General features: G+C 63.7%; 10 protein-coding genes. 3 read left to right on the forward strand and 7 right to left on the reverse strand.

Going from position 1 to position 11,977, the window contains the following annotated elements:
* Positions 1–13: 13 nt before the first annotated feature.
* Entirely contained in the window at positions 14–484 is a 471-nt protein-coding gene (locus tag APH36_RS07635) for an Lrp/AsnC family transcriptional regulator (RefSeq protein WP_027592247.1), read from the reverse strand.
* A 126-nt stretch (positions 485–610) separates the two neighbouring features.
* Here APH36_RS07635 and APH36_RS07640 point away from each other — a divergent pair, with 126 nt between their 5' ends.
* The 3 genes from APH36_RS07640 (at position 611) to APH36_RS07650 (ending at position 3,089) form a co-directional block, all read left to right on the forward strand.
* On the forward strand, positions 611–916 hold the full coding sequence (locus tag APH36_RS07640) for a hypothetical protein (protein WP_060498136.1): 306 nt from the start codon (positions 611–613) through the stop codon (positions 914–916).
* A 96-nt stretch (positions 917–1,012) separates the two neighbouring features.
* The gene (locus tag APH36_RS07645; RefSeq protein WP_060498137.1) at positions 1,013–2,686 is read left to right on the forward strand and encodes a GspE/PulE family protein; all 1,674 of its coding nucleotides are present in this window, start codon (positions 1,013–1,015) and stop codon (positions 2,684–2,686) included.
* 88 nt (positions 2,687–2,774) lie between these two features.
* Complete coding sequence (locus APH36_RS07650) at positions 2,775–3,089, forward strand: DUF2388 domain-containing protein (protein WP_060498138.1); 315 nt, start codon at positions 2,775–2,777, stop codon at positions 3,087–3,089.
* Positions 3,090–3,199: 110 nt separating this feature from the next.
* On the opposite strand, the gene gcvP is transcribed toward APH36_RS07650, so the two are convergent.
* The 6 genes from gcvP to APH36_RS07680 all read right to left on the reverse strand — a co-directional run bounded on the left by gcvP (position 3,200) and on the right by APH36_RS07680 (position 11,970).
* On the reverse strand, positions 3,200–6,073 hold the full coding sequence (gene gcvP / locus APH36_RS07655) for an aminomethyl-transferring glycine dehydrogenase (RefSeq protein WP_060498139.1): 2,874 nt from the start codon (positions 6,071–6,073) through the stop codon (positions 3,200–3,202).
* A 133-nt stretch (positions 6,074–6,206) separates the two neighbouring features.
* Positions 6,207–6,590 carry a glycine cleavage system protein GcvH gene (gcvH, locus tag APH36_RS07660; RefSeq protein WP_060498140.1) on the reverse strand — a complete coding sequence of 128 codons (384 nt, stop codon included), beginning with the start codon at positions 6,588–6,590 and terminating at the stop codon, positions 6,207–6,209.
* Between the two features lie 51 nt (positions 6,591–6,641).
* Entirely contained in the window at positions 6,642–7,724 is a 1,083-nt protein-coding gene (gene gcvT / locus APH36_RS07665) for a glycine cleavage system aminomethyltransferase GcvT (protein WP_060498141.1), read from the reverse strand.
* 123 nt (positions 7,725–7,847) lie between these two features.
* Complete coding sequence (locus APH36_RS07670; RefSeq protein WP_060498142.1) at positions 7,848–9,470, reverse strand: iron ABC transporter permease; 1,623 nt, start codon at positions 9,468–9,470, stop codon at positions 7,848–7,850.
* 162 nt (positions 9,471–9,632) lie between these two features.
* Positions 9,633–10,634 (reverse strand): extracellular solute-binding protein, encoded by a 1,002-nt coding sequence (locus tag APH36_RS07675; protein WP_016712606.1) that lies wholly within the window; start codon positions 10,632–10,634, stop codon positions 9,633–9,635.
* 118 nt (positions 10,635–10,752) lie between these two features.
* A complete protein-coding gene (locus tag APH36_RS07680; RefSeq protein WP_177337090.1) occupies positions 10,753–11,970 on the reverse strand; it encodes a 2-octaprenyl-3-methyl-6-methoxy-1,4-benzoquinol hydroxylase in 1,218 nt (405 codons plus the stop codon).
* Between the last annotated feature and the right edge of the window lie 7 nt (positions 11,971–11,977).

Here is an 11,977-nt window from a genome sequence, read left to right on the forward strand (position 1 = left end):
GCCCGCGAATGCTCTAACGCGACAGTGGCAGGCTAGTGGTGGACTTGATCTCCGATAGCGCCACAATCGAGTTCACTTCCTGGATACCCGGCACGTTCGACAGCTTTTCGAAGAAGAAGCGCTCATAGGCCTCGATGTCCGATGTGACGATCCGCAGCAGAAAGTCCACCGACCCCATCAGCACATAACACTCCAGTACCTCCGGGAACCCGCGGATCGCCTCGGTGAACTCGGTAAAGTTCGAGCGCCCATGGGCATTCAGCTTCACCTCAGCGAAAATCTGCGTGTTAAGGCCGATCTTCTTGCGGTCCAGCAAGGTTACCTGCCCACGAATCACCCCCTCCTCCTTCAACCGCTGAATGCGCCGCCAGCACGGCGATTGCGACAGCCCCACACGCTCGGCGATCTGCGCGCTGGACAGCGAAGCGTCTTCCTGTAGCAGCTCAAGAATGCGACGGTCGTAGGCATCCAGCTCGCTATGCATTGATAATTCTCCAACTAGTCAAATTTCGAATAGATCTATTCGAACAGTCCGCACAACAGCCAAATCATAGCGAAAAAATACCGCCCCGAACGTGCAAGAATTTCTCCCACATTCGCGGAGACCAGCATGAACGCACAGCCCCGTACCGACGCCTGGGCCGCCAGCAACGCCCACAGCACCGTGCACTACCGCCTGCAAGCGGAAGCCGAGCCCGACAGCCTGTGCCGGGTGCTCAACCTGTTTGCCCTGCAGTTCCTGACCCCGCACAGCGTGCAGGTCAGCCAGCAGGACGACTGGCTGAATATCGAAGTGGGCATTGGCGGACTGAGCTGGCACCGGGCCGAGGTGATTGCGCAGAAACTGCGTAACCTGGTGTGTGTGGGTGAAGTAAGCCTGACCAACCAGCAACGGGTGGAACTGGCGGTGGTCTGACAGCCACAGTAAAATCCCGAAACCCTTCAGCTTCGGTGCCCCTCCTCCATCCGTCTAGCCTTGGTCAGGACTTCCTTATCAGGCACGGACGCCAACATGCACACCCCCGACAACCCGGCACTCGACCTCAAGCGCGTGCTCGAAGCCCTGCTCGCCGACCAGCACCTGCACGCCAACGACACCCTGCAAGTCCTGGAATACGCCGCCGCCCACCCGGCCGGCCACCCGCTTGAGCAGATAGCCGCCTGCAGCCTGGAAAACCGCCAACACCCCGGCCAGCTTCTGGACCTGGACCGCCTCTGCCAATGGCTGGCGAACAAGGTCGACCAGCCCTACCTGCGCATCGACCCGATGCAGCTCGACCTGCCCCAGGTCACCGGCCTGATCTCCCCGGCCTTCGCCCAGCGCCACGGCATCCTGATTGTCGCCGCCGACGCATCCGGCATCACCGTCGCCAGCGCCCAGCCGTACCAGGATGACTGGCAGGCAGACCTGGCCCGCAGCCTGGGCCGGCCGATCCGCCGCGTGCTGGCCAGCCCGGTGCAGATCCGCCAGTCAGGGCAGTCGTTCCAGCGCCTGGCCCAGTCGGTGAAAGGCGCGCAACACCAGCAGTCGGCCAGCCTGGGCGAGCTCGAACAGCTGCTGGAGCTGGGCAAGCGTCAAACCGAGGCCAGCGCGGACGACGCGCACATCGTGCATATCGTCGACTGGCTGCTGCAGTACGCCATCGAGCAACGCGCCAGCGATATCCACCTGGAGCCACGCCGCGAACAGGGCCAACTGCGCTACCGCATCGATGGCCTGCTGCATACCGTTTATACCTTTCCCACCAATGTCACCATGGCGCTGGTCAGCCGCCTGAAGCACCTGAGCCGCATGGATGTCGCAGAAAAGCGCCGGCCACAGGACGGTCGCCTGCAAAGCCGGCTGCCGGGCGGCGGCGAGGTGGAGCTGCGGCTGTCTACCCTGCCGACCCCGTTCGGCGAAAAACTGGTACTGCGCCTGTTCGACCCGCATCAGCTGCACGAGGGCTTCGACCGCCTCGGCCTGGAAGGGCCGCAACTGGCCCAGTGGCAAAGCCTGTTGCGCCAGCGCCAGGGCATCATCCTGGTCACCGGCCCGACCGGCTCCGGCAAGACCAGCACGCTGTACGCCAGCCTCAAGCTGCTGGCCACGCCACAGGTCAACCTGTGCACCATCGAAGACCCGATCGAACGCCTGGAACCCGCCTTCAACCAGCTGCAGGTGCAGCCCGCGCTGGACCTGGGTTTTGCCAACGGGGTGCGGGCCATGCTGCGCCAGGACCCGGACATCATCATGATCGGCGAAATCCGTGACCGCGAAACTGCCTTGGTGGCAGTGCAGGCGGCATTGACCGGGCACCTGGTGTTGTCGACCCTGCATACCAACGATGCCTGTTCTGCAATCACCCGCCTGCAAGAGCTGGGTGTAGCCGATTACCTGATCAAGGCGACCCTGGTCGGGGTCATGGCTCAGCGCCTGGTGCGTACGGTGTGCTCAGACTGCCAGGCCCATGCATCAGCAACCTGCCGAACCTGCCGTGGCACTGGCTTCCACGGGCGCACAGGGTTGTTCGAACTGCTGCAACCCAGCGAAAACCTGCGCGCCCTGATTGGCCCGAACGCCGACCTGACGCATCTACGGCGCCAGGCGCTGGTCGATGGACTGATTGACCTGCGCCGTTGCGGGGAGGCCAAAGTGGCTTGCGGGCAGACCCGCACAGAGGAAGTGCTGCGCGTCTGCAACTGACGAAAAGTCCTTTGTATTCAAGGAACTTGCCTCACCGGAAAAGATCCAAGGGCGCATCTTCAACCCTCACCCTTCGAGGTGTTTCAACATGCGTCTCAAAACCGCCATCGCCGCCGCTGCCTTGCTTTCTCTGCCTATTGGCTCGGCCATGGCCGATACCTTTTGGCGTAACGTGATGACTTCCGGTGCAACCACGGCATCGAGCTACCTGACCTCGCACGATCACAAGCTGGTAGTAGCCGCACAGGATGATGCCGGCAGCTTCGTGGCCAGCGAAGGCGCCATTCGTGGGCCGTTCCTGGAGGCAGCGTTGAAGCAGGTGCGGGCGGAAAATCCGGAGATGCAGGCTTCTGACATGGAGCTGGCCAATGCCATTCTGGCCAAGAACGCGGTAGCCGAATAACCGCGTCGCCTGCTTCGCGGGCAAGCCCGCTCCCACAGGATATCTACTGGGTCTGCAGCAGTAGATATCCTGTGGGAGCGGGCTTGCCCGCGAAGAATCCACCACCAATCTCAGCGGTAAGCTTCCACCGGCACACAAGAACAGAACAAATTCCTGTCCCCATACACGTTGTCGACCCGGTTCACCGCCGGCCAATACTTGTGCTGGCGCACATGTGCACTGGGCGCCACCGCCTGCGCCAAGCTATACGACCGATCCCACACCCCCAACACATCTTCCAGCGTATGCGGCGCATGCTTGAGCGGATTATCCTCCGCCGGCCAGTTGCCCTCCTGCACCTCGGCAATCTCTGCACGAATCGCCAGCATCGCCTCGACAAACCGGTCCAGCTCGGCCTTCGATTCACTCTCGGTCGGCTCCACCATCAGCGTGCCCGGCACCGGGAATGACATGGTCGGGGCATGGAAGCCATAGTCCATCAGGCGCTTGGCCACATCCTCTTCACTGATGCCGGTCTGCGCTTTCAGCGGCCGCAGGTCGAGAATGCACTCGTGCGCCACGCGCTGGTTGCGCCCGCGATAAAGTACCGGGAAGGCACTGCCCAGCTGGCAGGCCAGGTAATTGGCTGAGAGAATGGCCACCTCGCTCGCATCAGCCAACTGCGGCCCCATCATGGCGATGTACATCCAGCTGATCGGCAGGATGCTCGCGCTGCCCCAAGGGGCGGCGCTGACCGCGCTGTTGTTCGGGTCCAGGCCAGGCACCGGCACCACCGGGTGGCTGGCGACAAACGGCTTGAGGTGTGAGCGAATGCCGATCGGCCCCATGCCCGGGCCACCACCGCCGTGGGGGATGCAGAAGGTTTTGTGCAGGTTCATGTGCGAAACATCAGCCCCGATATCCGCCGGGCGCGCCAGGCCCACCTGGGCATTGAGGTTGGCGCCGTCCATGTACACCTGGCCACCGTGCTGATGCACCACCTCGCAGATTTCCCGAATGCCTTCTTCGTACACGCCGTGGGTCGAGGGGTAAGTGATCATCAGGCACGACAAGCGCTCGCCAGCTGCGTGGGCCTTGGCTTTGAGGTCGGCCAGGTCGACGTTGCCATGGTCGTCGCAATCGACGATCACCACCTCCATGCCGGCCATCTGCGCCGAAGCCGGGTTGGTGCCGTGGGCTGACGAGGGAATAAGGCACAGTGTGCGCTGTGGCTGATGGCGGCTGCGGTGATAGCGGGTAATGGCCATCAGGCCGGCGTATTCACCCTGGGCACCGGAGTTGGGCTGCATGCAGATGGCATCGAAACCGGTAATCGCGCACAACCAGCTTTCCAGCTCGTCGATCATCGCCTTGTAGCCCGTGGCCTGGCCTGCCGGGGCAAACGGGTGCAGTTGGGCAAAACCGGGCCAGGTGATGGGGATCATCTCGCTGGTAGCGTTGAGCTTCATGGTGCAGGAACCCAGCGGGATCATCGACTGGTTCAGCGCCAGGTCCTTGTTCTCCAGCTGTTTGAGGTAGCGCAGCATCTCGGTTTCGCTGTGGTGCTGGTTGAACACCGGATGAGCGAGGAACGGTGTGCGCCGTACCAGATTGGCGGGGATGCCCTCGGGCAGGGTCAACTGGTCAAGGGCGGCGATTTCCAGGCCGTGATCCACCCCCAGAAAGATGTCGAGCAGGCGCAGCACCGTCTGTTCGTTACAGGTTTCGTCCAGGCTCACGCCCAGGTGCCCGCGTCCGAGAATACGCAAGTTGATCTGCGCCGCTTCGGCGCTTTCGATGATGGCCGCCTGGGCCCCACCAACCTCCAGGGTTAGGGTGTCGAAGAAATGCTGATTGAGGCGCTTGATGCCTTTGGCCTCAAGCCCTGCCGCTAGGATAAAGGTCAGTCGATGCACACGCTGGGCGATGCGTTGCAGGCCTTCCGGGCCGTGGTACACCGCATAGAAGCCGGCAATGTTGGCCAGCAGCACCTGGGCCGTGCAAATGTTGGAATTGGCCTTCTCGCGGCGGATATGCTGCTCGCGGGTTTGCAGGGCCATGCGCAGCGCGGTGTTGCCACGGGCATCGCGCGACACGCCAATGATGCGCCCCGGCATGGCCCGCTTGTAATCGTCGCGGCAGGCGAAGTAAGCCGCGTGAGGGCCGCCGTAGCCCATCGGCACGCCAAAGCGCTGGGTCGAGCCCAGTACCACATCGGCCCCCAGCTCGCCGGGCGGTGCCAGCACGACCAGGCTGAGCAGGTCGGCGGCCACGCAGGCCAGCGCTTGCTGGCCGTGCAACAGGTCGATCAGCGGGCGCAGGTCGCGCACCTCGCCGTGGGTGTCGGGGTACTGCAACAAAGCGCCGAACACCGCGTGTTTGCCAAGGTTATCCACAGCATCGACGATCAGCTCGAAGCCAAAGCCTTCGGCGCGGGTCTTCAGCACCGACAGGGTTTGCGGGTGGCAGTGCTCGTCGGCAAAGAAGGCGTTGCTCTTGTTACGCGCCACCCGCTTGGCCAGGGCCATGGCTTCGGCGGCAGCGGTGGCTTCGTCGAGCAGCGAGGCATTGGCCAGCGCCAGACCGGTCAGATCGATGACCATTTGCTGGAAGTTCAGCAGCGCCTCCAGGCGGCCTTGGGCGATTTCGGGTTGATACGGTGTGTAGGCGGTGTACCAGCCGGGGTTTTCCAGCACGTTGCGCAGGATGACCGTGGGGGTGATGGTACCGTGGTAGCCCATGCCGATCAGGCTGGTCCACACCTGGTTCTGTTCGGCGTAGGCGGCGAGTTTGGCCAGGGCGGCCTGTTCGTCCAACGCTGGCGGCAGGTCGAGGGGGCGGTTGAGGCGGATGTCGGGGGGGACGGTCTGCTCGATCAGCTCACTGCGGGTGGCAATACCCAGCGCGTTGAGCATGGCCTGCTGCTCTGCGGCATCGGGGCCCAGGTGGCGACGCAGGAAAGGGTTGAGCTCTTGCAGTTGATGCAGGGATGGCGACTGTGACATGACGACGCTCTCTTCCTAGACCGGGTCTCATGGAGACTTATAAGTCTAGGAAGGATTGCCGATTCTGCGGGGAATCTTGCTTTGCCTGTTCCGGCCTCTTCGCGGGCATGCCCGCGAAGCAGGCGAGGCGGTCTTACTCGCCGATAGCAGCGGCGTAACCGGCAGCATCCAGCAGCTTGTCCAGCTCGGCCGGGTTGCTTGGCTTCAGCTTGAAGATCCACGACTCGTATGGTTCTTCGTTGAGCAGCTCCGGGCTGTCGGCCAGTTCTTCGTTGACCGCAATCACTTCGCCACCGATCGGTGCGTAAATGTCCGAAGCGGCCTTCACCGACTCGACCACACCAGCAGCCTCGCCTGCAGCGAACACCTTGCCAACTTCGGCCAGCTCGACGAACACCACGTCACCCAGGGCTTGCTGGGCGTGGTCGCTGATGCCCACGGTCACAGTGCCATCGGCTTCCAGGCGAGCCCACTCGTGGCTTTCGGCAAAACGCAGGTCGGCGGGGATATTGCTCATGTCTTGAATTCCTCGATTGGCTCAGCGGTACGCCCGCCGGTTAAAAATGGTTCAGATCAGGATCTTGCCGTGGCGCACGAAGGTCGGTTTGACGACCCGCACCGGGTACCACTTGCCGCGAATTTCCACCTCGGCCCGGTCACCGGTGGCCATGGGTACGCGCGCCAAGGCAATGGACTTGCTCAGCGTAGGCGAGAAACTACCACTGGTGATCTCCCCTTCGCCAATGCCTGATACACGCACCACCTGATGAGCACGCAAAACGCCGCGCTCTTCCAGCACCAGGCCGACCAGTTTTTCCTTCACGCCGTGCTCGATTTCCGCCAGCAGGCCGCTGCGGCCGATGAAGTCACGCTCGGCCGGCTCCCAGGCGATGCTCCAGCCCAGGTTGGAGGTCAGCGGGGTGTGGGTTTCATCGATATCCTGGCCGTACAGGTTCATGCCGGCTTCCAGCCGCAGGGTATCGCGGGCGCCGAGGCCGCTGGGCGCGATGCCGGCGCCGACCAGGTCGTTGAAGAAAGCCACGGCCTGCTCACCCGGGAAGATGATCTCCAGGCCGTCTTCACCGGTATAGCCGGTGCGGGCAATGAACCAGTCGCCTTCGGCAACGCCTTCAAACGGGCGCAGTTCACGAATCAGGGCCGCGCGTGCAGGGCTGAGCAAAGCGGCGACCTTTTCGCGGGCATGCGGCCCTTGGATGGCGAGGATGGCAAGGTCGGGACGGGGCTGGAAGTTCACGGCGAAACCGGCCCGCTGCTGCTCTAACCAGTCGAGCACTTTGGCTCGGGTGGCGGCATTGGTGACCAGGCGGTAGCCGTTTTCCATGCGGTAGACGAGTAAGTCGTCGATTACCCCACCCTGCTCGTGGAGCAGCGGGCTGTACAGTGCCTTGCCGACGTCGTCGAGGCGGGCCACGTCGTTGGCCAGCAAACGCTGCAGCCAAACGCAGGCATCGGTGCCATCGACGTCGATCACGGTCATGTGGGAAACATCGAAAACGCCGCAGTCACTGCGCACCTGGTGGTGCTCCTCGACCTGCGAGCCATAGTGCAGGGGCATGTCCCAGCCACCGAAATCGACCGTTTTGGCGCCTAGCGCCAGGTGCAGGTCATACAAAAGCGTGCGCTGTCCCATGGGTTTCTCCTTCCGGGCGTGGCGAAGCGGCGGCGGTCGATGACGTTGGTCGTCAGCTCTTGTTGTAAAGACCCGCCGCGCGAATGCCGCGCATTGTAGCCGCAAGGCCGCAAGCTGGCACCCTCAGTGACTGTGACCGGGTCGACGCGCCGAACGGCGGATCAGGCCGATGACCGGCAGCAGCCCCACCAGCACCAGCGTCAATGCTGGCAGCGAGGCACGTGCCCACTCGCCCTCGCTGGTCATCTCGAACACCCGGACGGCAAGGGTGTCCCAGCCGAACGGTCGCATCAGCAAGGTGGCCGGCATTTCCTTGAGCACATCGACGAACACCAACAGCGCGGCACTGAGCGCGCCCGGTACCAACAACGGTAGATACACCTTGAAAAACAATCTCGCGCCACCGACGCCCAGGCTGCGGGACGCCTCGGGCAGCGACGGGCGTATGCGCTCCAGGCTGCTCTCCAGCGGCCCGTAGGCCACCGCGATGAAACGCACCAGATAGGCCAGCAGCAACGCCGAGAGGCTGCCCAGCAGCAGCGGCTTGCCGGCCCCGCCCAGCCAGCTGGACAGCGGGATCACCAAGTGGTTATCGAGGTAGCTGAAGGCCAGCATGATCGACACGGCCAGCACCGAGCCTGGCAAGGCATAGCCCAGGTTGGCCAGGCCGACCCCGGCGCGAATACCACCGGTCGGTGCCTGGCGGCGGGCAAAGGCCAGCAGCAGCGCCACACACACGGTGACCAGCGCCGCCATGCCACCCAGGTACAGGGTGTGCAGCACCAGGCCGACATAACGCTCGTCCAGGTCGTGTCGGCCACGTTGCCAGAACCACGCCAGCAGCTGCAGCAGCGGGATGACGAAGGCGCAGGCGAACACCAGCAGGCACCAGCCACTGGCCAAGAGTGCCTTGACCCCGCGCAGGTGGTACAACGCCTGCCCCCGTGGCCGTTCGTTGCCGCTGCGGCTGGCCCCCCGGGCACGCCGCTCGCCGTACAGCACCAACATAACGGCCAGCAACAGCAGGCTGGCCAACTGGGCAGCACTGGACAGGCTGAAGAAGCCGTACCAGGTCTTGTAGATAGCGGTGGTGAAGGTGTCGAAGTTGAACACCGCCACCGCGCCGAAGTCGGCCAACGTTTCCATCAGGGCCAGGGCGATGCCGGCGCCGATGGCTGGCCGTGCCATGGGCAGGGCCACGCGCCAGAACGCTTGTACCGGTGACAGCCCCAATACCCGTGCCGCTTCCATCAGGCCCTTGCCCTGGGCCAGGAAGGCTGTCCGCGCCAGCAGGTAGACATAGGGGTAGAACACCAGCACCAGGACGATGATCACCCCGCCAGTGGAGCGCACCCGTGGCAAACGCATGAGCCCGAATACCTCGCGCAAGGCGCTTTGCACCGGGCCGGCGAAATCCAGCAGGCCGACGAAGACGAACGCCAGCACATAGGCAGGGATGGCGAATGGCAGCATCAGTGCCCAGTCCAGCCAGCGTCGGCCGGGGAACTCGCAGAGGCTGGTGAGCCAGGCGAGGCTGACGCCCAGCACGGTGACGCCGATGCCGACGCCCATCACCAGCGTCAGCGTGTTGCTGAGCAGGCGGGTCATCTGGGTGTCGAGCAGGTGCGACCAGATCTGCGTATCGATCGACTGCCAGGACAATAGCAGGACGCTCAGGGGCAACAGCACCAGGGCGGCGATCAGGGAGACCGGGAGGTACCAGCGGCGTTGGGGGGTGTGGGGCAAGTTCAATGTCTCTGTGGCTGGTTTGCGACCGCTTTGCGGTCGTTCGCGGGCAAGCCCGCTCCCACAGGGACCGCACAAGGTTTGGACTCTGTGCAGTTCCTGTGGGAGCGGGCTTGCCCGCGAAAGGGCCCTTGCGGGCCCCGAAAGGATAAAGCCTGGCGCTTAGTTGTAACCAGCCCGATCCATCAGACGAATGGCTTCAGCCTGGCGCTTGCCGGCAATTTCCACCGGAATGGTATCGGCCTTGAAGCTGCCCCAGGCGGCCACTTCCTCCGATGGCTTCACCTTCGGGTTGGCCGGGAATTCCTGGTTGATGTCGGCAAACAGTTTCTGCGCTTCTTCACCGGTCATCCATTCCACCAGCTTTTTCGCGGCTTCCGGGTGCGGCGCGTGCTTGGTCAGGCCGATACCCGACAGGTTCACATGCACGCCACGGTCTCCCTGGTTGGGCCAGAAGATCTTCACCGGCAGCTTCGGGTTCTGCTTGTGCAGGCGGCCGTAGTAGTAAGTGTTGACCACGCCCACGTCGCACTGGCCGGCTTCGATGGCCTGGATCACCGCGTTGTCATCGGAGAACACGTCGGTGGACAGGTTGTTGACCCAGCCTTTGACGATTTGCTCGGTCTTGGCCTCGCCATGGGTTTCGATCAGGGTGGCGGTGAGCGACTGGTTGTACACCTTCTTCGCCGTGCGCAGGCACAGGCGGCCTTCCCACTGTTTGTCGGCCAGGGCTTCGTAGGTGCTCAGTTCTTCGGGTTTGACCCGCTCGGTGGAGTAGATGATGGTGCGCGCGCGCAGGCTCAGGCCGGTCCAGTCATGGGACGAGGCGCGGTACTGCGACGGGATGTTCTGGTCGATGATGTCGGACTTGATCGGCTGCAGGATGCCCATCTGCTCGGCCTGCCACAGGTTGCCGGCGTCGACGGTCAGCAACAGGTCGGCCACGCCGTTGTCGCCCTCGGCCTTGATGCGCTGCATCAGCGGGGCTTCCTTGTCGGTGATGAACTTGATCTTGACCCCGGTCTTGGCGGTATAGGCATCGAACACCGGCTTGATCAGCTCGTCGATGCGCGAGGAGTACACCACCACTTCGTCCGCCGCTTGGGCGGTGCCGCCGAACAGGGTCAGGGCCAGAGCGGCCAGTAGGGGCTTGCGTGGCAACATGTGAAGCACTCCTCGGATCGTATGAGAGGTGCAAATGGTAGTGAATCCCATTTTCTGGCTCATCTACCTAGCCGTTACCGGATGTTGCAGAGGGGGCCGCTTTGCGGCCCCAGCAATCTCAAGCCTTGGCCAAATCCGGCAGGTCCCCACTCAAACCCAGCGCCTGGCGCACAAACACCGCCTTGGCCTCCGGCATCTTCTCCACCAGTTTCAACCCACTGTTACGCAACCAGCGCAACGGCAGCGGATCAGCCTGGAACAACCGCTCAAAACCTTCCATGGCCGCCATCAACGCCAGGTTGTGCGGCATGCGCCGCCGCTCGTAACGGCTCAACACCTTCACATCTGCCAGCCGCTCACCACGCGCGCAGGCATTGACCAGCACCTCGGCCAGCACCGCAGCATCCAGGAAGCCCAGGTTCACACCCTGCCCGGCCAGCGGGTGAATGGTGTGCGCGGCATCGCCGATCAACGCCAAGCCCTCATCCACATAGCGCTTGGCATGGCGCTGACGCAGCGGCACGCACACCCGTGGGTCGGCCTGCAACACGTCACCCAGCCGCCCCTCGAACGCCCGCTCAAGGGCCCGCAAGAAGGCCGCTTCATCCAGCGCCATCAGCTGCTCGGCATGCTCCGGCGTGGTCGACCACACAATCGAGCACCAGTCCTGCTGGCCATCGCGGGTCAACGGCAGGAATGCCAGTGGCCCCTCATCGGTAAAGCGCTGCCAGGCCGTGGCCTGGTGCCCGGCGCTGCAACGCACGCTGGTCACGATGGCGTGGTGGAGGTAATCCCACTCGCGGGTTTCGCAGCCGGCCAGGCGTCGCACGGCCGAATTGGCGCCGTCGGCCGCGATCACCAGCGGCGCACGCAGCTGGCGGCCGTCGGCCAGGGTCAACAGCCACTCATCGCCGGAACGACGCAGCTGCTCCAGCCGGGCGTTGGGCAACAGGCCTACGTCACTGTCGTGCAGGCGCTCCAGCAGGCCGTCCTGCACCACCCGATTCTCGACGATATGGCCGAGCACCTGTGCATGCACACTGGCGGCCGAGAAATGAATCTGCCCAGTGCCACTGCCGTCCCACACATGCATGTCGGAATACGGTGTGGCACGCCGTTGGGCAATGCCGTCCCAGGCGCCAAGGCGTTCGAGAATGCGCTGGCTGGCCGCCGAAAGCGCACTGACACGCGGCTCGAACGGGGCTTGGGCATCGAATGGCTTGACCGTGAGCGGCCCGCCATCGAGCAAGAGAATTTGCAGGCCACTGTGGCGCAATGCCAGGGCCAGGGCGCTGCCGACCATACCGGCACCGACAATCAACAGATCTGCGCGCATTTCCATG

This window comes from Pseudomonas sp. NBRC 111133 (assembly GCF_001320605.1).
Lineage (GTDB): Bacteria > Pseudomonadota > Gammaproteobacteria > Pseudomonadales > Pseudomonadaceae > Aquipseudomonas > Aquipseudomonas monteilii.